Annotated in this window: 14 protein-coding genes; 6 read left to right on the plus strand and 8 right to left on the minus strand. The window is 69.9% G+C overall.

What is annotated here, in order from left to right; all coding sequences use genetic code 11:
- Positions 1–83 precede the first annotated feature (83 nt).
- The 7 genes from ACSQ9E_RS30125 to glnE form a co-directional block, all read right to left on the minus strand.
- Positions 84–668, minus strand: coding sequence for a glutathione peroxidase (locus ACSQ9E_RS30125; RefSeq protein WP_082604041.1), 585 nt, complete (start codon positions 666–668; stop codon positions 84–86).
- A gap of 349 nt (positions 669–1,017) precedes the next feature.
- A complete protein-coding gene (locus tag ACSQ9E_RS30130) occupies positions 1,018–2,226 on the minus strand; it encodes an HD-GYP domain-containing protein (protein ID WP_436219962.1) in 1,209 nt (402 codons plus the stop codon).
- Between the two features lie 106 nt (positions 2,227–2,332).
- Positions 2,333–5,443 carry an efflux RND transporter permease subunit gene (locus ACSQ9E_RS30135; RefSeq protein WP_057200640.1) on the minus strand — a complete coding sequence of 1,037 codons (3,111 nt, stop codon included), beginning with the start codon at positions 5,441–5,443 and terminating at the stop codon, positions 2,333–2,335.
- A 15-nt stretch (positions 5,444–5,458) separates the two neighbouring features.
- The gene (locus ACSQ9E_RS30140; RefSeq protein ID WP_057200641.1) at positions 5,459–6,649 is read right to left on the minus strand and encodes an efflux RND transporter periplasmic adaptor subunit; all 1,191 of its coding nucleotides are present in this window, start codon (positions 6,647–6,649) and stop codon (positions 5,459–5,461) included.
- A gap of 49 nt (positions 6,650–6,698) precedes the next feature.
- Positions 6,699–8,123, minus strand: a complete 1,425-nt coding sequence (locus tag ACSQ9E_RS30145) for an efflux transporter outer membrane subunit (protein ID WP_057200642.1) — start codon at positions 8,121–8,123, stop codon at positions 6,699–6,701.
- Entirely contained in the window at positions 8,120–8,854 is a 735-nt protein-coding gene (locus tag ACSQ9E_RS30150) for a TetR/AcrR family transcriptional regulator (RefSeq protein WP_057200643.1), read from the minus strand. Before ACSQ9E_RS30150 ends, ACSQ9E_RS30145 begins: the two co-directional genes overlap by 4 nt.
- 88 nt (positions 8,855–8,942) lie before the next feature.
- Entirely contained in the window at positions 8,943–11,687 is a 2,745-nt protein-coding gene (gene glnE, locus ACSQ9E_RS30155; RefSeq protein WP_436220278.1) for a bifunctional [glutamate--ammonia ligase]-adenylyl-L-tyrosine phosphorylase/[glutamate--ammonia-ligase] adenylyltransferase, read from the minus strand.
- A gap of 140 nt (positions 11,688–11,827) precedes the next feature.
- Between glnE and ACSQ9E_RS30160 the strand changes: the two genes are divergently transcribed.
- The 4 genes from ACSQ9E_RS30160 to ACSQ9E_RS30175 are packed head-to-tail and all read left to right on the plus strand — an operon-like array spanning position 11,828 to position 19,447.
- Entirely contained in the window at positions 11,828–15,970 is a 4,143-nt protein-coding gene (locus ACSQ9E_RS30160) for a YhdP family protein (protein ID WP_436219963.1), read from the plus strand.
- Positions 15,967–16,782, plus strand: coding sequence for a carbon-nitrogen hydrolase family protein (locus tag ACSQ9E_RS30165; RefSeq protein ID WP_436219964.1), 816 nt, complete (start codon positions 15,967–15,969; stop codon positions 16,780–16,782). Before ACSQ9E_RS30160 ends, ACSQ9E_RS30165 begins: the two co-directional genes overlap by 4 nt.
- Positions 16,779–18,818 carry a two-component system sensor histidine kinase NtrB gene (locus ACSQ9E_RS30170; RefSeq protein ID WP_057200646.1) on the plus strand — a complete coding sequence of 680 codons (2,040 nt, stop codon included), beginning with the start codon at positions 16,779–16,781 and terminating at the stop codon, positions 18,816–18,818. Before ACSQ9E_RS30165 ends, ACSQ9E_RS30170 begins: the two co-directional genes overlap by 4 nt.
- Positions 18,818–19,447 carry a response regulator transcription factor gene (locus tag ACSQ9E_RS30175; RefSeq protein WP_057200647.1) on the plus strand — a complete coding sequence of 210 codons (630 nt, stop codon included), beginning with the start codon at positions 18,818–18,820 and terminating at the stop codon, positions 19,445–19,447. The genes ACSQ9E_RS30170 and ACSQ9E_RS30175 overlap by 1 nt, the downstream gene beginning before the upstream one ends.
- A 9-nt stretch (positions 19,448–19,456) precedes the next feature.
- On the opposite strand, the gene ACSQ9E_RS30180 is transcribed toward ACSQ9E_RS30175, so the two are convergent.
- Complete coding sequence (locus ACSQ9E_RS30180; protein WP_164470713.1) at positions 19,457–19,609, minus strand: hypothetical protein; 153 nt, start codon at positions 19,607–19,609, stop codon at positions 19,457–19,459.
- On the opposite strand from ACSQ9E_RS30180, the gene mltA reads away from it, so the two are divergent.
- Both mltA and ACSQ9E_RS30190 read left to right on the plus strand, forming a co-directional pair.
- Positions 19,542–20,768 (plus strand): murein transglycosylase A, encoded by a 1,227-nt coding sequence (gene mltA / locus ACSQ9E_RS30185; RefSeq protein ID WP_200961078.1) that lies wholly within the window; start codon positions 19,542–19,544, stop codon positions 20,766–20,768. The genes ACSQ9E_RS30180 and mltA overlap by 68 nt on opposite strands.
- Positions 20,769–20,814: 46 nt before the next feature.
- Positions 20,815–22,833: a DUF2868 domain-containing protein gene (locus ACSQ9E_RS30190; protein WP_436219965.1), complete on the plus strand. Its 2,019-nt coding sequence runs from the start codon at positions 20,815–20,817 to the stop codon at positions 22,831–22,833.
- The last annotated feature ends 16 nt before the right edge of the window (positions 22,834–22,849 follow it).

Genomic DNA, 22,849 nt, shown 5'->3' on the forward strand with positions numbered 1-22,849 from the left:
CTGTGGATAGAGTAAGGGCGTTCTGCAGAAGTTCCAGAGCTTCTCCTGCATTTTTTTGAAGAAATGTAAAGAAAACATTACGTTCACCGAGTTGGTGCAGTGGCCAGCTGTTGTTCGATGGCGCGGACCAGTCCCTTGCTGTCCGGCGCGGTGAGGCTGGTGTAGCTGTCCACCAGCTTGCCGTCGCGGCCCAGCAGGTACTTGTGGAAGTTCCAGCGCGGCGGGCCGGACATCTGGGCCAACTGGCGAAACAGCGGCGAGGCGTCGGCACCGGTCACCACGCTCTTGGCGAACATCGGAAACTTCACCCCAAAGGTGTTTTCACAGAAATCCGCAATCTGCTGGTTGTTGCCGCTTTCCTGCGAGAAGTCGTTGCTGGGAAAGCCCAGCACCACCAGGCCCTTGTCCTTGTAGCGGGCATAGAGGTCTTCGAGGCCCTTGTACTGCCCCGTGAAACCACAGAAGCTGGCCGTGTTGACCACCAAGACAACCTTGCCGCTGTACTGGCACAGCGACTGCGGCTTTTCGTCCTGCAACCGGGGGAAGGTGTGCTGCAGCGTGGCTGGGCAGGATTCGGGCGGGGCCGCGAAGGCGGAGGGAGCGAAGCCGAAAAACAGCAGGGCACCCGTGGCATGGGCCAGGGCCAGAAAGCGCGGGAATTGGGTCATGGGGACACCTGCCTAGTTGGATAGGGCCAATTTAACCAATGAATCATATTTTGTCCACATAAGTTTTTATTTGTACTGATTGGTATTTGCGTGGAATTGCCGGTCGATGCCTCGGCCCGACCGGCGCGGGGGACCCAACCCACAGCGCTGCGATTGCCGCCTGCCTGCACAGTAGTACGTGCCCCGGGACCTTTCGGATGCGCGCGCCTCCCCAGCGGCCAGGCAGGCAGCCGCGCAAAGGGGTGGAAGGTGACCGCCATGGTGGACCTGGGCAGAGGTGCCGTCCAGCAATGGATGGTGTGGCGCAGTGGCCGTGCAGGCCCTGCGGGTGCCGGCCTGCGCCGCAGGCTCAGACGAGGGGGAGCAGCCGGTTGAGCGACAGCTGGACGCGCACGTCCTTGTGCGCGACCACGCCAACGATCTTCCACTGGGGCTGGGAGGTGTCACGGGGTATCAGCTCACCGGTGGGCATGCCCAGCCGGTTGGTGACCACGGCCACGCGCGGCGTGGTGCCGCTGGCGCCACGGCGCAGCACCACGGCGACTTCCTGGCTGGCGAGCTTCACGAAGGCCCCCGGCGGGTAGATGCCCAGGGCCTTGACCAGGGCGGCGCCGGCCTCGTCGACCTTTTGTTCCTCGTCGTAGTAGCTGGCCTGCATGGCGGCGGTCACCGGCATGGGCGAGCGCGCAGCGCGCGGCGCCAGCCGGGCACCGAAGACGTCGGCCCGCTGGATCAGCCGGGCCATCTGCAGGCCGGGGCTCTTTTGGCCGAACCCACCCGGGGTGCGGTGGTGGTGGTGGCGCACGGCCTCCAGCCACAACTCGCTGTGCACGCCCAGGTCGCGCAGCAGTGCTTCGGAGCGGGCCGCGTGGTCCTCCACGGCGGTGATCTGGGCCGAGGTCAGGGGCTGGGTCTGCTGGGCCAATTGGTCCTGCAGCTCGGTCATGGCGATGTTCATGGAGAGGGCTGCCTGCCCCACCACCTGCACCTGGGCCGGGGGCCAGCGCAGCATTTCCTTGGCCACCACCATGCAGACGCAGGCCACCAGCATGGCGTGGGTGCCGCTGTACATGCGCGTCTCCTGCGCCGACAGGTAGATCAGCGCCAGCAGCGTGGCATCGGGCGACTGTTCGCAGTTGCGCGCCAGTTCGGCATGCAGGGGCTGGAAGCGGTCCGGAAAATCGGCGGCATGCGGGCTGCGCAGCAGCCGGGTCGCGCGGTCCTGCAGGGCGGGCCAGTCCACCACATAGGGCGGGGCATCGCGCTCGCGCGGGGCGGCCTGGGCACCGGCAGTCATCTTGATGGACGCCAGTTGCCCGAGGTTGGTGTCCTGCCGCAGCATGCGCTGCAGCTGGGCGACGTAGGCGCGGTAGCTCTCGCCGGACTCTTCCACGTCCACGCACAGCTGCCGGCCCCGGGCCAGCATGGTGCCCAGTTCATCCTGCGACTGCACCACGAAGCCCTTCTGGGCCAGCAGCGCGCCGTCGGAACCCCGCAACGCGAATGGCAGGGGGTGGCCGAGCTGGATGGAATCGACGTTGATGGTGACGAGGTTCATAGCGGTACGCCATTATCCCGCCGTGCCGGCACTGTTAAAGGGCGCAAACCCGGGTGGTTGGCGCCCTTTTTGCACGGATTCGGGGCCCGCGTACGGGCCCCCGTCGTCAGGGAATCGCCGGCGCCTCCTGCGGCCTGGATGCGGGGGCCTTGGGCGGCAGGCCGCGCAGGCGCCGCAACATGCGGCCGAACCACTGGCCCACGTCGTCCACGCCCGTGAACACGGCCGGGATCACCAGCAGGCTCAGGAAGGTCGAGGTGATCAGCCCGCCGATCACTGCCACCGCCATCGGTGAGCGGAAGCTGGCATCCGCCGCGCCGAAGCCCACGGCAATGGGCAGCATGCCCGCGCCCATGGCCAGGGTGGTCATGATGATCGGGCGCGCGCGCTTGTGGCAGGCGTCGATCAGCGCCTCGAAGCGCGTCATGCCATGCTCGCGCCGCGCCAGGATGGCGTACTCCACCAGCAGGATGGAGTTCTTGGTGGCAATGCCCATGAGCATGATGAGCCCGATCAGCGAGGGCATCGAGAAGCTCTTCTGTGCGATCAGCAGGCCCACGAAGGCCCCGCCCAGCGATAGCGGCAGCGCTGCCAGGATGGTCACCGGGTGCAGGAAGTCCTTGAACAGCAGCACCAGCACGATGTAGATGCACAGCACGCCGGTGAGCATGGCCAGCCCGAAGCTGGCGAACAGCTCGCCCATGACCTCGGCGTCGCCGATGGTGATCTGGCGCACGCCGGGCGGCAGGTTCTTGATGGACGGCAGCAGGTCCACGGCCTTGGTCACGTCGCCCAGGGGCAGGCCCGAGAGTTCGATCTCGAAGTTCACGTTGCGCGCGCGGTCGTAGCGGTCCACCACGGCCGGGCCGCCGCTGAACTCCAGCGTGGCCACCTGGCCGAGCATCACCGGGCCTTTGGCGCCGGGCACGGCCAGGCGTTCGAGCAGCGACAGGTCCTTGCGTGCATCGTCCTGCAGCTTGACGACGATGGGCACCTGGCGCGAGGCCAGGTTCAGCTTGGGCAGCGACACGTCGTAGTCGCCCACGGTGGCGATGCGCAGGGTCTCGGCGATGGCGCTGCTGGTCACGCCCAGGTCGGCGGCGCGCGCAAAGTCGGGGCGCACGGCGATCTCCGAGCGGATCAGGCTGGCGGTGGATGACACGCTGCCCAGGCCGGGGATGGTGCGCAGGTCCTTCTCGACGGCCAGGGCCGCCGTCTGCAGCGCCTGCGGGTCGTCGCCCGTGAGCACCAGCACGTACTTCTCACCCGAACCCCCCAGGCCCACCTTGCTGCGCACGCCGGGCAGGCTCTCCAGCGCGGCGCGGATCTGGTTCTCGATGCCCTGCTTGCGCGGCCGGTCCCCCCTGTCGGCCAGCAGGATGGTGAGCGTGGCCTTGCGCGTCTCGGCGTTGGCGCTGCCCATGAAGGGGTCGGAGCCCGCCGAGCCGCCACCGATGGTGGTGTACACGCTCTTGACGTGGTTCACCGCCGCCACGCGCTGGCGCGCATCCTCGGCCACCGTGCGGGTCTGCGCCAGCGTGGCGCCGGGCGGCAGCTCCAGGTAGACCTGGGTCTGCGAGTTGTCGTCCGGCGGGATGAAGCCCGTGGGCAGCAGCGGGATCAGCGCCAGCGAGCCGATGAAGAAGGCACCCGTGGCAATAAAGGTGATCCATCGGTGCTTGATGCACCATGCCGCCCAGCGCAGGTACACGCCCATCCAGCGCGGGTCCTTGTGCTCGCCCACGATGGGCTTCAGGATATAGGCCGCCATCATGGGCGTGAGCACCCGCGCCACCACCAGGCTGGCGAACACCGCCAGCGCCGCCGTCCAGCCGAACTGCTTGAAGAACTTGCCGGCGATGCCGCTCATGAAGGCGGTGGGCAGGAACACGGCGATCAGCGTGAACGTGGTGGCCACCACGGCCAGCCCGATCTCGTCGGCCGCTTCCATGGCCGCCTGGTAGGGCGTCTTGCCCATGCGCAGGTGGCGCACGATGTTCTCCACCTCCACGATGGCATCGTCCACCAGGATGCCGACCACCAGCGACAGCGCCAGCAGCGTGATCACGTTGATCGAGAAGCCCAGCAGGTACATGCCGATGAAGGCCGGGATCACCGACAGCGGCAGCGCCACGGCCGAGACAAAGGTCGCGCGCCAGTCGCGCAGGAACAGCCACACCACCAGCACCGCCAGCAGCGCGCCTTCGTACAAGAGGTGCATGGAGCCGTCGTATTCCTCCTGCACGGGGGTCACGAAGTTGAAGGCCTCGGTGATCTCCAGGTCCGGGTGCTGGGCGCGCATCTCGGCCAGGGCCGCCTGCACCGCGCCGCCCACTTCGACCTCGCTCGCGCCCTTGCTGCGGGCCACCTCGAAGCCCACCACGGGCTTGCCATTGAGCAGGGCCATGGCGCGCGGATCGGCAAAGGTGTCGGAGACGGTGGCCACTTGGTCCAGCCGCACATGGCGGCCGTCGGACAGGGACAGCGTGAGGCCCGCGAGTTCCTGGGCCGACTGCACGGTGGCCAGGGTGCGCACGGGCTGCTCGCTGCCGCCCAGGTCGGTGCGGCCGCCCGCACTCTCGGTCTGCACCAGGCGCAGCTGGCGCGAGACGTCGGCCGCCGTGGCGCCCAGCGCCTGCAACTTGATGGGATCGAGCGCCACGTGCACCTGGCGGTCGACGCCGCCCACGCGGTTCACGGCACCCACTCCGCGCACGGCAAGCAGCTTCTTGGCGATGTCGTTGTCGACGAACCAGGACAGGGCCTCGTCGTCCATGCGGCGCGAGGCGATGGTGAAGGCCAGCACCGGCTGGGCCGCCAGGTCCATCTTGGTCACGATGGGGTCGCGCACGTCGCCGGGCAGGTCGCCGCGCACGCGCGCCACGGCCGAGCGCACGTCATCGAGCGCTTCCTGCGTGGGCTTTTCCAGCCGGAATTCGGCGGTGATGGTGGCGCCGCCGTCCTGCACCTTGGTGTAGATGTGCTTCAGGCCCTGCAGCGTGGCGATCGCGCTTTCGACCTTGCGCGCCACGTCGTTTTCGAGCTGTGCGGGCGAGGCTCCGGGCAGCGACACGGTCACCGAAATGGTGGGCAGGTCGATGTCTGGAAAATTCTGTACCTTCATGCCATTGAACGACAGCAGGCCGCCGAAGGTCAGCAGCACGAACAGCATCAGTGCCGGTATGGGGTTCTTGATCGACCAGGTAGACACATTCATGGTGAATGCTCCTTCTTACTTGGTGGCCGAGGCCGGTGCGGCCGGGGCGCCGGCAGCGGCGGGCGCAGCGTTGGACACGCGCACCAGATCGCCATCGTTCAGGAAACCGGCACCGCGCACGGCAATAGCGGTCGATGCCTCCAGGCCCGACAGCACTTCCACCCGGTCGGCCACGCGCCGACCGGTCTGGATCTTGCGCTGCTGCACGCGCTGGTCGCTGCCCAGCGCGAACACGTACGAAAAGCCGTCGCGCACTACCACCGCTTCCTGCGCAATGGTCAGGGCATCGCTGCTGCCCAGTGCGAACTCGCCGCGCGCAAACATGCCGGGCAGGATGGCCGAGAGCGAGGTCTTGGCATCCGTGGGCGTGTCCATCGCCGTGGCGGGCAGGTCCACGTAGACCAGGGCGTTGCGGGTCTGGGGGTCCACCGTCGGGCCGACCATGCGCACGGTGCCCTGCACGGTGGTGCCGCTGGCCGCCGTCACGCTGACCTTGGAGCCGGGCTGGATGCGCGCGATCTCGGTCGATGTGACTTCGGCGCGCCACTCCAGGCGGCCCTTGCGCACCATGCGGAACAGCTCGGTGCCGGCGCCCACCACAGCGCCCACCGTGGCGTTGCGGGCCGAGATGATGCCGCTGTCGGGCGCCACCACCTGGGTGTATTTGAGCCGCAGCTGCTGCGCGTTGAGCTGGGCCTGGGCCGCTTCCACGCGCGCCTGGGCGGTCTTCTCGGCGGTGGTGTACTGCTGGATCTGCTGCTGGCTCAATGCGCCCGAGGCCTGCAGCGAGCGCGCGCGTTCGGCATTGGCGGCGGCCTCGGCGGCCGTGGCCTGGGCTTCGAGCACGCTGGCGCGGCCCTGGGCCACTTCGGCCTGTGTGGTCTCGGCCGAGAAGGTGGCCAGCACCTGGCCGCGCTTGACCACGTCGCCCACATTCACGCGCACGTCGGTCAGGCGCAGGCCATTGCTTTCGGCACCGATGATGGCCTCCTGCCAAGCCGCGACATTGCCGTTGGCGGCCAGGCGCAGGGGCACGGCGATGCGCTGGGGCTGGGCCGTGGTCACCGTCAATGCCGGACGGGGCTGGTTGGCCTTGGGCTCGTCGGCCGCGCGCGAAGCGCCCGAGAACACCAGGGCGCCGGTGGCAGCCAGGACGCAGGCAGCAACGACGGCCAGCGTGGAAGCGGAGAGTTTGAACTGGTTCATGAAAGCGGTCCGTTCATGCGGAAGGTGTCAGGAAAATAAGGGGCCGGGGTCAGCGGGTGCCGGCCTGGGCGGTTTCTGCCATGTCGGGGGCCGTGCTGTCCCAGCCGCCGCCGGCGGCGCGGTACAGCGCGATCCAGGCGGACTGGCGTTCGTGCTGCAGGGCCAGCAGCGCGTTCTGCGCGGCCAGCGCCGTGCGGCGCGCATCCTCCAGCTCGACCAAGCTGGCCAGGCCGCCGCGCCAGCGCGCGTCGGTGGCGTCGAACGAGATGCGGTAGCCCTCGGCCGCGGCGCGGGCGCTGGCATTGCGCTCGGTCGTGCTCTGCAGCCGCACCAGGGCCTGCTCCACCTCGCTCACGGCCTGGCGGATGCGGGCGCGGTAGAGCGCCACCGACTCCTCGTAGCGCGCCCGGGATGCATCGACCTGCGCGGCGCGGCGACCACCATCGAACAGCGGCAGGCTCAAGGCCAGAGGGCCCAGGGTCCAGGCGTCCACATCGGTCGTGGTGCCACCCGTGCGGACCCAGGCCCTGCCGATATTGCCGCTGAGCGACAGGCGCGGGTAGCGCTGGGCCTGGGCGTTGCCCACTTCGGCACTGGCGGCGGCGACTTCGCGCTCGGCGTTGTAGACGTCGGGGCGCTGGGAGATCACCTGCGCTGGCAGGGCGGCAATGGCGAACAGGCTGTCGGGCGCCGGGACCACGGGCGTGGCCGTGATCAGCTGGCGCAGCGCGGCCTCGTCCTGTCCGGTCAAGGCCACCAGGGTCTTGAACTCCACGTCGCACTGCATGCGCTGCTGCGAGGCGCGGGCCGTGGCCTCGGCAGCGCTGGCGCGTGCCAGGGCGGCGGTGGCCGGGGCGGTGAAGCCGGCGCGCTCGCTCAGGCCCGACAGGCGCGAGGTCTCGGAGCGCGAGCGCGCATCGCGCTCGGCCACGTCCAGCTGCTGCAGGCAGGTGCGCAGGCTGCTGGTCTGCAGTGCCACCTCGGCGGCCACGCTCACGCGCGCCTCGTGCCACAGGGCCTGGGCACCGGCCAGCCGCTCGCTGGCCGCATCGCGCGTAGCGGCGGCGCCGCCGAACAGGTCCACTTCCCAGGCGGCCTGCAGGCCGGCCTGGCTGGTGGTGGCCAGGCCACCGATCTGCGCGTTGGCGCCACGGCTGCTTGTCGCCTGGGCATCGAGCGTGGGCAGCAGGGCTGCCCGGGCTGTGGTCTGCGTGGCGCGGGCCTGCAGCAGGCGCGAACGGGCCTGGGCCACGCTGGGGCTGATGCCCTGCGCGGCCTCGATCAGCGGCACCAGGGCCGGGTCATTCCATTGGCGCCACCACTGGGCCAGGTCGGCCATCTGTCCGCCATGCGGCAGGGGCGCTGCCCAGCCCGCAGGCGCCTGCACCGGGACCGCCTGGGGCGGCCGCGCGGTGCTGCAGGCGCCCAGCAGCAGCACGCTGCACACGCCCAGGGTTCGAACAAACCATGTCATTCCTCTTCCTCCTTGTTGTTGTGTCCGCGCTGTTCGCGCAGTGCCTGGCGGCGTGCCACTTCGCCCTGGATCATGGACATGGCATAGCCGGTCAGGCGCTCGGCCCAGGCGTCCGCGGTGGCGGGGCCTGCGAGTTGGGGGGCGATAGCCTCAATGGCGTCGCGCTGGGTCCACAGCAGCATGACCAGCCCGCCGATCGAGAACGCCAGGCGGTGCATGTCATCGTCGATCTCGGGCACATCCATGTGCCCGCACAGCAGGCGTGCCAGCGCCATGTGCGGGGCCTTGCATTCGCGCTCGATCAGCTCGGGCCAGACGTGGGTGGGTTCGAGCAGCTCACGCACATGCAGGCGCGTGGCTTGCCGCACCAGGTCGTCGTGCTTGAGTGGCTCCAGCAGCCCAGTGAAGTAGTGCTGCAGGGCCTGCTGCAGGCTGAGCCCGGGCGCAGCAAACACCTCGATGAGGTCGCTGCCGCTGCCAAAGGGCTCGTAGAACGTGGCCGTGTACAGCTGTGCCTTGTCGCCGAAATGGTAGCCAATGGCGGCCACGTTGGTGCCAGCCGCGACGGCGATGGCACGCACCGAGGTGCGGGCGAAGCCGTTCTCGGAAAACAAGCGCAGTGCGGCCTGCAGCAGGCGTGCGCGCGTGTCGTCGCCATCGCTGCGCGCGGCACGGGCGGGGCGCGCTGCGCGCTTGGCGGCAGGCTGGGAAACGGGCGGGGTGGAGCGCATGGCGGTGGATTAAACCACCATAATTCAAACAAGTGTTTAAATTAGCGTGACAATCGGCAACAGGCTACCGCCCGCCAGGAACGGGGGCTCAATGGCCGTTGCCGAACACTGCCGTCCACAGCGCCAGCACCGCGTCGCGCTCGGCCTGCAGGGCCGGGGGCGTGACCTGGGTCGGGGCTTCGTCCAGGCGTGCGCGGTGCTGCACACGGCGCAGCTCGCGGTAGGCGTCGGCCGCCGCGTGGCCCACGCCGGCCGGCAGCAGGCCGACCTGCTCTGCGCGCTGCAGCAAGGCAATGTTGCCCACGTTGGCCACCAGCTCGGGGTGCGCCGCCGATTGCGAAAGCACCAGGCACTGCACGGCGAATTCCGCATCGACCATGCCGCCCCGGCTGTGCTTGACGTCGAACTGCCCGTCGCGCGTGGGGTGGGCCTGGCGCACCTTCTCGCGCATGGCGACGATCTCGCCCCGCAGCAGCGCCGGGTCGCGCGCCGAGGTGATCACGGCGGTGCGCACCGCGTCGAAGCGCGCTTCCAGCTCGGGCGTGCCCATCACGAAGCGCGCGCGCGTCATGGCCTGGTGCTCCCAGGTCCAGGCGGTGTTGCTGCCCCGGCGCTCTTGGTAGTTGGCATAGGCCTCGAAGCGCGTCACCAGCAGGCCCGAGCTGCCGTTGGGGCGCAGCGCGGTGTCGATCTCGTAGAGGTCGCCCTCGCCGGTCTTCACCGTGAGCCAGTTGATCAGCTTGCGCACGAAGGCGGCATACACCTCGGGGGCGCGCTCGTCGTCGTCGTCGAAGACGAACACGATATCGAGGTCGCTGCCGTAGCCCAGCTCCTTGCCGCCGAGCTTGCCATAGCCGATCACCGCGAACTGCGGCACCTCGCGGTGGCGTGTCTTGAGACGGCTCCAGCACCACTGGGCGGTCACGCGCAGCACGCTGTCGGCCAGGGCGCTCAGGTCGTCGGCCACCTGCTCGACCGTGATGCGGTGCTCCACGTCGCGTGCCAGCGTGCGAAAGGTCTCTGCGTGCTGCGCCCGGCGCAGCAGGTTCAAGAGGGTCTCGTCGTCGTCCTCGCCAGTGGAGGTGATCGAGGCCAGGCGCATGGCCAGCTCGCGCTCGAAATCGGCCACCGAAAAGCGCTCGGCCAACAGCGCGTCGCCCACCAGCTCGTCGATCACGCCGGGGTGCTGCAGCAAGTAACGCGCGGGCCAGCGCGCGGCGCCCAGCAGGTGCAGCATCTGCTCGTGCACGGAGGGGCGTTCCAGCAGCAGGGCCAGGTAGCTGTCGCGGCGCAGCAGGGGTTCGAGCCAGTTGGCCATGCGCACGGCGGCCTCTTCGGTCACCCGGCCTTCGGTGAGCCACTGGGCGGTGCGCTGCACCAGGCGGAACAGGCGCGCACGCGTCTCGTCGCGCAGCCCCTGTACGCGCGGGTGGTTGCGCCACTCGGCCACGCGCTCGCGGAAACCGGGGGGCAACTGCTCCAGCAAGGCTTCCAGTTCGGGTGGCGGGGGCGCGGCCGCGCGCGGGCCGCCGCAGCCGCCCTTGCTGCACTGCTTCTTGCCGTTGCCGCCCAGCAGGGTGTCGAACTCCTGCGCCACCAGCTCGCGGTGCGCGTCGAGCTCGTGCAGGAAGGCGCAGCAGTCGGGGTAGCCCATGGTGCGGGCGATCCAGGCCAGGTCGTCGTCGCGCGTGGGCAGCACATGGGTCTGCTGATCATCCAGGTACTGGATGCGGTGCTCCACGCGGCGCAGGAAGACATAGGCCCGCGCCAGGGCATCGGCCGTCGGCTGTGGCATCAGGCCGGCCTGGGCCAGGCGCTGCAGGGCGTCGAGCGTGGGGCGCCGGCGCAGCTCGGGGAACTGGCCGCCGCGCACCACCTGCAACAGCTGCACGGTGAATTCAATCTCGCGGATGCCACCGCGCGAGAGCTTGACGTCGTTGGCGCGTTCGGGATGGCCTGCGCTGCGCTTGGCGGCGTGGTCGCGGATCTGGCTGTGCAGCAGGCGCAGCGCATCGAACACGCTGTAGTCCAGGTAGCGGCGGAACACGAAGGGCAGCACCACGCCGCGCAGTGCCTGCACCTCGGTGCTGGCAATGCAGTCGCGCGGCGCCACCACCCGGCTCTTGAGCCAGGCAAAGCGTTCCCATTCACGGCCCTGCACCTGCAGGTATTCCTCCAACGCTGCCAGCGAGACCGCTGCAGGGCCGGAGTTGCCGTTGGGCCTGAGGGCCAGGTCGACACGGAACACGAAACCGTGCTCGGTGGTGTCGCCCACCAGGCTGTAGATGGCCTTGACCGCGCGGGCAAAGTATTCGTGGTTGGAGATCTTGCCCCGGCCGTCGGGCGTGCCGGCGGTGTCGCCGTCATGCTCGTAGACGTAGATCAGGTCGATGTCGCTCGATACATTGAGCTCGCGCGCGCCGAGCTTGCCCATGCCGATGATCCACAGCTGCACGGCCTGGCCCTCGGGGCCCTGGGGCGCACCGTGGCGCGTGTCGAGTTCCTGGCGGGCATGCCGGCAGGCGCGGTCCAGCGCCAGTTCGGCCAGCTCGGTAACGGCGCAGGTGATGTCGGACAGCGGCGCCTGGCCATCGCAGTCGAGCTGGATCAGGCGTTCCATGACCAGCTGGCGCAGCACGCGCAGGGCGGTGCCAGTGTCGTTGCCGCGTGCCAGCAGGGCGTCGCAGACCGCATCCATCGCCGCGCGCCGGGGTGCCCCGGCGGGGAGCAGGGTCAAATCACTGCCGTAGCGCCGGTGCAGGCGCTGCAGGAAGCGGGAATGCCCGGCCAGCGGTTCGCCGTCCTGGAAGGGGTCGTTACAGGGCAGGGGCATGGTGACGGACATGGGTGTGGCGGGTGCCGCAGAGGGCCTCGGGCACGGGGCCAAGGGCTGCTGCACACACAAGGACACTGGTTCTCATTGAACCCACAAGGAAACCGCGGGTCATAATTCCTGCCACATTCAATCCCACCATGATCGATCCCACCCCGCACCCCTCACGCCTGCTCAATACAGTGGCAGGCTTTGCGCGGTGGTCACTGGGGTTGCTGCTGGCCTTCTGGCTGCTGCTGACCATCGCCTGGGGGGCCCTTCATGGCTGGATTGTGCCGCGAATCGGCGAGTTCCGCCCGCAGCTGGAAGCGCATGCCGCACGGGCGCTAGGGGTTCCCGTGCGCATCGGGGCCATCAGCGCCCGCTCGGAGGGGCTGATCCCTTCCGTGGAGCTGGTGAATGTGGCGCTGCTGGACAGCGCCGGCCGCGAGGCACTGCGCCTGCCGCGCGTGGTCGTGGCCCTGTCGCCGCGCTCGCTGCTGAACTTCGGCTTCGAGCAGCTCTATATAGAGAAGCCGGACCTGGACATCCGCCGCGCCAGCGACGGCCGCATCACCGTGGCGGGCCTGGCCATGAAGGACAGCGGCAGCGACAGCAGCAGCGCGGCGGACTGGTTCTTCTCGCAGGGCGAGGTGCTCATCAAGGGCGGCACCCTGCGCTGGACCGACGAGATGCGCAACGCACCGCAGCTGGCGCTCACCGATGTGGATCTGCTGGTGCGCAACGGCAACTGGAGCCACCGCATGCGCGTGGACGCCACGCCGCCGCCCGACTGGGGCGACCGCTTCACCCTGGTCGGCCTGTTCCGCGCGCCGCTGCTGCGCGCGCGCGACGGCAACTGGCAGCACTGGAACGGCCAGGTCTACGCCGACTTCGCGCGGGTGGACGTATCCCGGCTGCGCCACCATGCGGACCTGGGAGTGGATGTGGCCCAGGGCCGTGGCGCCTTGCGGGCCTGGGCCGACGTGAAGAGCGGCCAGATCGTGGGCGGCACGGCCGACCTGGCACTGGCGGACGTGAACGCCACCCTGGGCCTGGGACTGGAGCCCCTGGTGCTGCCTTCCATCGCCGGGCGTCTGGGGGGCCGCCAGCTCAAGGGCGGCTTCGAGTTCTCCACGCAGGGCCTGCAGTTCACCACCGATGACGGCCTGCGCTGGCCCGGGGGCAACGTGAAGCTGGTGTACACCGATGCCACAGCCAACGTGCCCGCGCAGGGCGATTTCCGTGCCGACCGGCTGGAGCTGGCAGCCCTGGCGCAGATCGCCAGTCGCCTGCCCCTGGGCAGCACCGCCCACGACGCCTTGCGCCAGTACGCACCCAAGGGCCTGGTGAACGAGATCCAGGCCAACTGGAAGGGCCCGCTCGATGCGCTGCAGCAGTACCAGCTGCGCGGCCGCATCCAGGGCCTGGCGCTGGCGGGGGAGTTGAACAACGGGGCCGCCCAGAGCCTGGGGCTGCGCGGTGCCACGGTGGACCTGGACATGACGCAGGGCGGCGGCAAGGCCCAGCTCGCCATCGAATCCGGTGCCCTATTGCTGCCCGGTGTGTTCGAAGACCCCCTGCTGCCGCTGGACCGCCTGAGCGCCGAGGTGCGCTGGCAACTGGAGGGCGAGCGCATCGCGGTGCAGGTCAATGACGTGAAGTTCGCCAATGCCGATGCCCAGGGCGAGGCGCGGGCCACTTGGCATACCGCCGATGCGACGAAGCCACCGCACCGCTCGCGATTTCCGGGGGTGCTGGACCTGTCGGGCAAGCTCACGCGCGCCGACGGCACGCGCGTGCACCGCTACCTGCCACTGTCCATCCCCGAGGATGCCCGCCACTACGTGCGCGACGGCGTGGTGGCCGGTACGGCCAGCGGGGTCGATTTCAAGGTCAAGGGCGACCTGCACGACCTGCCCTTCAACGACCCGCGCCTGGGCGAATTCCGCATTGCCGCGCGCGTCAAGGACGTGACCTATGCTTTCGTGCCCCCCCAATTGCACCCGAACGATCCGCTGCGCTGGCCGGCGCTCACGCAACTGCAGGGTGAGCTGATTTTCGAGCGCTCGTCCATGCAGGTGCGCGGCGCCAGCGGCAGCTTTGCAGGCACGTCCGGCGTGCGCGTGTCGCGGGTGGAGGCCTCCATCCCCGATCTGTCGCACACCGTGGTCGGTGTCAATGCCGATGCGCGCGGTCCGCTGTCCGAACTGCTCAGCGTGGTGAACACCTCGCCGCTCTCGCGCCTGACGGGCAATGCCCTGGCGCAGGCCAGCGGCACCGGCCTGGCCGACCTCCAGCTCAAGCTGACCCTGCCGATCATCAACATCGACAAATCCCGGGTGCAGGGCGGTATTACCCTGGCCGGCAACGACGTGCGCATCACCCCCGACACGCCGATGCTCGGCCGTGCGCGCGGCGCGGTGCAGTTCAGCGAGACGGGGTTTTCGCTGGTCGGCGTGCAGGCCCGGGCGCTGGGCGGCGATGTGCGGCTGGAAGGGGGCATGCGCGCCCTGGCTGTCAATGCCCCGGCCACGGAGGCGGCCATCCAGCTGCGTGCGCAGGGCACGGCCACGGCCGAGGGGCTGCAGCAGGCGCCGCAGATGGGGCTGCTGTCGCAACTGGCCAGCCGGGCCACGGGCAGCGCGCCCTACACGCTGGCACTGGCCTTTCGCCGTGGAGTGCCCGAGGTGCAGGTGACGACCACCCTGCAGGGCATGGCGCTGGCGTTGCCGGCGCCGCTGGGCAAGACGGCCGAGGCCAGCCTGCCGCTGCGCTACGACAACTCGCTGGCGCGCGAGTCGCTGACAGGCACGGTGACCGCCGCGGGCACGCCACCTCCGCTGCGCGACCAGATCATGCTGGACCTGGGGGCCCTGGGCTCGGCCACCTACCACCGCGACCTGGGCGGCACCCAGCCGCGTGTGCTGCGCGGGGCCATTGGTGTGGGGCTGGCGCCCGGGGAGTCGGCGCCCATGCCCAGCGAAGGGGTGACGGCCAACATCCAACTGGCCAAACTGGACATCGACGCCTGGGAGGACCTGCTCAGCCCGCCGGGCCCGGCAGGCAGTGCAGCGCGCACCCCAGGCACGCCCTCCACCTTGACCAGCACCACGCTGGACTACCTGCCCACCACCGTGGCGCTGCGCGCCAAGGAGCTGTCGGCGCAAGGGCGCACCTTGCACAACGTGGTGGCGGGCGGGCAGCGCGACGGCCCGGTCTGGAAGGGCAACATCGACGCCAGCGAGCTCAGCGGCTTCGTGGAGTTCCGCGAAGGCGGTGGCGGCGACTCGGGCAACGGGCGGCTGTTCGCCCGCCTGTCGCGCCTGAACATGCCGCAGAGCGATGCCAACCAGGTCGAGGCGTTGCTGGAGGAGCAGCCGGGGTCGCTGCCCGCGCTGGACATCGTGGTCGACGATTTCGAGCTGCGCGGCCGCAAGCTCGGCCGGGTGGAGATCGATGCCCAGAACCGGGGCAGCGACACCACGCCGCGCGAGTGGCGCCTGTCCAAGTTCAACATCACCTCGCCCGAAGGCAGCCTGACGGCCAGCGGCAACTGGGCGCTGCTCAACCAGGTGCGGATGGCGGGGGGCGGGGCCGGCGAGCGGCGCACGGTGCTCAATTTCCGGCTTGACATCCGCGATTCGGGCGACCTGCTGGCGCGTTTTGCCATGCCGGGCGTGCTGCGGCGCGGCAAGGGCCGCATGGAAGGCCAGGTGGCCTGGGTGGGCGCACCCTTCAGCCCCGACTACCGCTCGATGACGGGGCTGGTCAACGTGAACATCGAGGCCGGCCAGTTCCTCAAGGCCGATCCCGGCCTGGCCAAGCTGCTCAGCGTGCTCAGCCTGCAGTCGCTGCCGCGGCGCCTGACGCTCGACTTCCGCGATGTCTTCAGCGAAGGCTTTGCCTTCGACTTCGTGCGCGGCGACCTGCGCATCGAGCAGGGCGTGGCCACCACCAACAACCTGCAGATGAAGGGCGTGAACGCCGCCGTGCTGATGGAGGGCAGTGCCGACATCGACCGCGAAACGCAGGACCTGCGCGTGGTGGTGGTGCCCGAGATCAATGCCATGACGGCCTCGCTGGTGGCGACCGCCATCAACCCGGTGATCGGCCTGGGCAGCTTCCTGGCCCAGGTGTTCCTGCGCGGCCCTCTCATCGAGGCGGCGACCCAGGAGTTCCGCATCGATGGCTCCTGGTCCGACCCGCGCGTGGTGCGCGTGCCCCGGCGCACCCGCGTGTCGGGCACGACGGCGGACACCGGGCCGCCACCTCCCGCCCCCCGAACCGGAGAACCCTCATGAAAGTCGCCGCCCTGCAGATGGTTTCCGGCACCCACCTCGACGACAACCTGGCTGCGGCGCGGGCCCTGCTGGAGCAGGCAGCGCGGGGCGGCGCCGAGCTGGCCGTGCTGCCCGAATACTTCTGCATCATGGGCCGGAAGGACACGGACAAGCTGGCGCTGCAGGAGTCGCCCGGCGAGGGGCCGATCCAGGACTTTCTCGCACGGGCGGCGCGCGAGCTCGGCCTGTGGGTGGTGGGGGGAACCCTGCCGCTGCGCGGCAACGACCCCGTGCGCGTGCGCAACACCACGCTGGCCTTCAACCCCGAGGGGGCCTGCGTTGCGCGCTACGACAAGATCCACCTGTTCCACTTCGACAATGGCCAGGACCAGTTCCACGAGAGCCGGGTGATCGAGCCCGGGGACGAGGTGGTGCAGTTCGAGCTGCGCTCGCGCGAGGGCGAGCTCTGGCACGTGGGCCTGAGCGTCTGCTACGACCTGCGTTTTCCCGAACTCTACCGGGCCCATGCCCATGCCGGGGCCGACCTGCTGCTGGTGCCCAGCGCCTTCACCCACACCACGGGCAAGGCGCACTGGGAGGTGCTGCTGCGTGCCCGCGCCATCGAGAACCTGGCCTACGTGCTGGCACCGGCCCAGGGCGGCGTGCACGAAAACGGCCGGCGCACCTGGGGCCACAGCATGCTGGTCGACCCCTGGGGCGAGATCGCAGCGCTGCACGCAGAGGGCGCCGGCATCGCCCTGGGCACGCTGGCCAGGGCGCGCCTGCGCGAGGTGCGCAGCCAGCTGCCTGCCTTGGGCCACCGCGTGCTGTGAGCAAGCCGCGCCGAACCCTGTGGCAGCGCTGGCGTGGTGCCTGGCGGCGCTGGTCGCTGTGGACGCTGCTGGTGGCCCTGGTGGTGGCCATGCTGGTCACCGTGGTCTGGCTGGCCGGGCGCTACGAAGCCAGCCAGGTGCAAAGCCGGCTCGAACGCGACACGTCAGACGCCGTCTCGGACGTGCGCGTGGCCCTCACGCGCAACCTGCAGAGCCTGCAGGCCCTGCATGCCGATGACCCGGGCATCCTGGCCTGGGAGGTGAATGCCTCCGAGCTGCTGCGCGGCCACCGCGAACTGGTGCGCCTGGAGTGGCGCGACACCGGCATGCGGCTGCGCTCGCAGGTGCAGACACCGTACCGCCCCGTGTACTGGGACCGGGGCACGCGCGAGAGCGCCCACTCCGATGCCTCGCTGGCTTGTGCCAATGCGCGCCGGCTGAGCGGGCCGGCGTATTCCAGCAGCTACTTCCAGCCGCATGGCGACGGCCTGGGCTCGGAGATGATGGAGCTGTGCCTGCCCATCACGTCGGGCGGGCGCAGCACCGGCTTCCTGGTGGCCACCTATGCGCTCAACGCCATGCTCGAAGACCTGGTGGGGCACAGCCTCACGCGCAGCCAGGAGGCTTCCTTCACCGAGGCCGACGGCACGCGCCTGGCGGTGCTGGGCGCGGCGCGGCGCGGCTCGCGCATGTTCACGGCCACGCACCTGCTGGACCTGCCCGGCGCCACCCTGGTGCTGCGCATGGACACCTGGCACAGCGCCCCGAGCCTGTTCCCCAACGTGCTCACGGCGCTGGTCACGGCCATGTCCATCGCGCTGGTCACGGTGATGGTGGTGCTGGTGCGCGACAACCGCCGGCGCCTGCGCGCCGAGCGCGACCTGGGGGACGCGCTGGCGTTTCGCAAGGCCATGGAGGATTCGCTGGTCACGGGCCTGCGTGCGCGCGACCTGGAGGGCCGCATCACCTACGTCAACCCGGCGTTCTGCGACATGGTGGGCTTTGCGCCGCAGGAGCTGCTGGGCCTGAGCGTATCGGCCCCCTACTGGCCGCCCGAGCGCGTGGAGGAATACCAGCAGCGCCAGGCCATCCGCTTTGCCGGCTACATGCCGCCGCGCGAAGGCTTCGAGTCGGAGTTCATGCGCAAGGATGGCACGCGCTTTCCGGTGCTCATCATCGAGGCGCCGCTGATCAATGCCCAGGGGCTGCACACCGGCTGGATGAGCGCCTTTCTCGACATCAGCGAGCAGCGCCGCATCGAGGAACTCTCGCGCGCCTCGCAGGAGCGCCTGCAGGCCACGGCGCGCCTGGCCACCGTGGGCGAGATGGCTTCGCTGCTCAGCCACGAGCTGAACCAGCCGCTGGCGGCCATATCGAGCTACGCCACGGGCTCCATGAACCTGCTGCAGGCACCCGCTGGCGCGGGTGAGGTGCCGCCACCCGAAAGCCTGCAGGACGTGCGCATGGCCATGCAGCAGATTGCGCGCCAGGCCGAGCGTGCGGGCAAGGTGATCAAGAGCGTGCACGACTTCGTGCGCCGCCGCGACCAGGCGCGCGAGGCCGTCACGGCGCAGCAATTGCTCGACGCCATCATGCCGCTGGTGAGCCTGCAGGCGCGCAAGATCGGCGTGCGGGTCCACACCGTGATGGAGCCGGAGCTGCCCGCTGCGCTGTGCGACCGCACCATGGTCGAGCAGGTGCTGCTCAACCTGGCGCGCAACGCCATGCAGGCCATGGACGTGCCGGGCATCTCCAAGCGGGTGCTGGAGATCCGGGCGCGCCGCGCCGCATCGAACGCGCACCAGGCCTGGATCGAGTTCTCCGTGGCCGACCTGGGTGCCGGCATCGAACCCGACGTGGCCGAACGCCTGTTCACCCCCTTCTTCACCACGCGCGCCGAGGGCATGGGGCTGGGCCTGAGCCTGTGCCGCACCGTCATCGAGCAGCATGGCGGTTTTCTCGGTTTTGCCGCCAACGAACCGCGTGGTACGGTATTCACCTTCACGCTGCCCGTCTACCAACCTGCACCCTCCTGATGGAACCCGTCTCCAATGCCACCGTGTACATCGTCGACGACGATGCGGGCGTGCGCGAAGCGCTGGCCTGGCTGCTGCGCTCGCGCCGCCTGCCCAGCGAGTCCTTCGACAGCGCCGAAGCCTTCGATGCCGCGCTGCAGTCGCGCCCGGCGCAGCGCCAGCCCTGCTGCCTGCTGCTGGACGTGCGCATGCCGGGCATGAGCGGCCTGGCGCTGTTCGACCTGCTGATCGTGCGCGGCGACCTGGCGACCATGCCGGTGATCTTTCTCACCGGCCATGCCGATGTGCCTACCGCCGTGGATGCGGTCAAGCGCGGCGCCTTCGACTTCTGCGAAAAGCCGTTTTCCGACAACGCGCTGGTGGACCGCATCGAGCAGGCGCTGGCGCAATCAGCCGCCCACCTGGCCGCGCTGCGCGAGCGCAGCGACCTGCAGGTGCGTCTGGCGGACCTGACCGAGCGCGAACGCGACGTGATGGACCTGGTGGTGGCGGGCCTGCCCAACAAGCTCATCGCGGACCAGCTCGACATCAGCGTGCGCACGGTGGAAGTGCACCGCGCGCGCGTGTTCGACAAGATGCAGGTGAAATCAGCCGTGGAGCTGGCCAACCTGCTGCGCCTGGGGCATTGATACCCGCGTTCAGTCCTTGGGTGTCGGCGCGCTGGCGTCCTTGCCTTCCTCAGGTTCCGGGGCCTTGAGTTCGCCGCTGCGGCGCCCCGAAAACATGGTCCACCAGACAATGGCCACCAGCACCACCAGCGCCAGCAGCGCTTCAAGCAAAATCAGACCCATGAAATTGACACTCCTGCGCCTTGTGATGACGGCGCTGATTGTAGGAACGCTGGCCGCCTGTGCCTCCCGGCCTGCCCCCACAAGCCCCTCTTCGCCTGGGGCCATCTTTCCCGCACCCGTGCCCGGCGCCGTGTTCGTTCCGGGAGACAACGGTCCCCTGCCGCCCGCCATGGCACAGCCCAAGAGCCGCTGGATCCCGGTGCGCTGGGCCGAGTTGCCGGGCTTTGCCAACGATGCGCTGCACGAGGCCTGGAACGCCTGGATCAAGAGCTGCGAGCGCCCCGCGCCGCAGTTCACGCTGCTGTGCGGCGAGGTACGCCAGCTGAGCATTGCCACGCCCGAGGAGCAGCGCGCCTGGATGGTGGCGCGGCTGCAGCCCTACCGCGTGGAGTCGGCCGAGGGCAACCCCGAGGGCCTGCTCACCGCCTACTACGAGCCCATGATCGACGCCGCGCGCCAGCCCGGCAACGGCTTCACCGTACCGGTGTACCGCCTGCCGGCGGGGCATGGTGCGCGCAAGCCCTGGTACACGCGCCAGCAGATCGACACGCTGCCCGAGGCGCAAGCCGCGCTGCAGGGCCGTGCCATCGCCTGGCTGCGCGACCCGGTCGAATCGATGGTGCTGCACATCCAGGGCTCGGGCCGCCTGCGCGTGGCCGAGCCCGATGGCTCGGTGACCCTGGTGCGCGTGGCCTACGCCGGCACCAACGACCAGCCCTACCAGAGCGTGGGCCGCTGGCTGCTGGACCAGGGCGCCACGCGCGACGCCACCTGGCCCGGCATCCGCGCCTGGCTGGCGCAGAACCCGCAGCGCACCAATGAGCTGCTCTGGGCCAACCCGCGCTACGTGTTCTTCCGCGAAGAAACGCTCGACGGCATGGAAGCCGGCTTCGGTCCCAAGGGCGCTCAGGGTGTGGCGCTCACGCCGGGCCGCTCCATCGCGGTGGACCGCCAGAGCATTCCCTACGGCACGCCCGTGTGGCTGGCCTCCACGGGGCCGCAGGTGCAACTGAACCGGCTGGTGCTGGCGCAGGACACGGGCAGCGCCATCCTGGGCGCCGTGCGGGCCGACTACTTCACGGGCTGGGGGCAGGAGGCCGGCGACATCGCCGGCCGGCTCAAGCAGGGGCTGCGGCTGTGGGTGCTCTGGCCCAAATAGGCATCTCCATGCCTTGCCCCGCTCCAACCAAGGGGGATAAAGCGGCATGCGCGTGACCGAGCAGCAACTGCGCACTGTGGTGCTGGCCCAGGCGATCGAGCATGTCGACACCGAGCGCACGCTCATCGGCCAGGCCGAGATCGACGATGCCACACGCAGCGCCATCGCTGCGGCCCGCGAGCGCGGCGTGCAGCGCGTGGACGTGGGCGACATTGTGCTCGACCGGACTGCCGCCATCGTCGCGCGTGCCAGTGGCAGGGACGCCGCCATTGCGGCGCTGGAGCGGCCCAGTGTGCGCCTGCAGTGGTTGGCCCGCGCCCTGCCCCTGGCCGCCCTGCTGCTGGGGCTGGCCATCGACCGCATCGCCAACGCGCACCGCGTGGACCTGCTCTCGGCCCCGCTGCTGCTGGTGCTTGCCTGGAACCTGGCCCTGTATTGCTTGCTCGCCTACCGTGCCGCGCGTCCACCGACCGGTGGCGAGCGGGTGATGCGGGCGATGCCGGCGTTGTGCCACTGGGTATGCGCGCCCAGCGCACGCGCGGGGCGGCGGAGCCTGACGGCCCGCATCGCGGCGCAATTCCATCAGCGATGGTTCGCCCACACCGCAGGACTCTTCGCGCAGCGCACTTCAGGCGTGTTGCACCTGTGTGCGGCGGCCTGGGCAGCGGGGATCGCGTCCTCGCTGCTGCTGCGGGGTCTGGTCGTTCGCTACCAGTTCGGCTGGGAAAGCACCTTCCTCGATGCCGGGCATGTGCACGCCATCGTCACGGTGCTTTTCTGGCCGCTCACCGCCTTGGTCGGCCTAGCCCCGTTCTCGCTGCAGGACATCGCCGCCACCCAGGACTTTGCGGGCGAAGGCGTCGCAGGCAGCCGCTGGGTGTGGATGTACGTGGGCTTGCTGGCCCTCGTCGTGGTGCTGCCTCGGCTGGCCCTGGTGGCCTGGGCGCGCTGGCAACAGGCCCGGCTGACCCGGTCATTGCGCATCGACCCGCAGGACAGTGCCTTCGACACGGTGCGCCAGGGGATGCCGAGCGACATCCTTGTCGGGCTGCAGTCCTCGGACGCCGCGCAAGCCACCGCCCTGCACGGCATTGTGGCCTGGCACGCGCAGCAGGGGGTGGTGCACAGTGCGCAGGGTGATCGCCTTCGCTTCGTTGACGCCGCCGGAACCGCCGACAGCCAGCCGGTCGATGCGGTACTGGCCTGGGGCAGCGTGCCGGGTGGCGCACCTGTTCCCCCTGCCTGGCAGGCAGCGCCCTTGCTGGAACTGCGCTGGCAGGAGTTCGCCGAGAGCTGGGTGCTGGAGCCGGCGCTGTTCGACCGCCTGGGCGCCTTGCTGCCCCGGCACCAGCCGGCGCTGGGGAGGCTGCGCCAGGCCTGGGTGGCGCGCAATGAAGAGCGCTTTGAAACATCGCTGCAGGCCCTGGCGCAGCACCTGCGCGCTGTTGCCAGCCTCAGCGCGGGTGGGGGCGCGAATGACCATGCCGCGCGCTATGCGCAGCAGGTGCAGGCGCTTGATGCCGTGCTGTGGTCGCTCCATGGGCATGGTGCCGTGCCACAAGGGCCGGCGCCTTCTGGCCCCCATGGGGTGCCAGCGCGCAAGGCGGATGGAACGGCGATGGTCCTTGGCACATCCGCCGGCGCCGCCGCAGGCGCTGCGGCGGGTGCCAAGGTTGGAGCGCTGATCGACATAGGCTCTAGCGGCATGACGCTGGGGGCCGGCACGGCCCTGGGGGCGCTGCTCGGCGGCACCACCGCCTGGGTGTTGCGCAGTTTCCAGAAGAAGGGCGCGGCCGAGGAGGTGTTGCGGCATATTGCCGAAGCGGCCTGCACCCGCTACCTGGTCATCGCGCACCAGGCCCGCGTGCCGGTGCAGGAGTCTGCTCGGCTCGCAGAACGCTGGTGTGCCGAGGTGACGGCGACCGTGGCCGTGCACGGGGCCGCCCTGGATGGGGCGCTCAAGGCCGGGCCTGCCCCGGCCGACCCCTTGCTGCCGCTGCTGCGCTCCATGCTGCAGGGGGTTCTGCGGCGCAGTTTCAGGCCGGCTGCGCAGGGCGGGGCATAACGCCGCAAGCAGACCG

This window comes from Acidovorax sp. LjRoot118, from assembly GCF_964253575.1.
GTDB lineage: Bacteria > Pseudomonadota > Gammaproteobacteria > Burkholderiales > Burkholderiaceae_C > Acidovorax.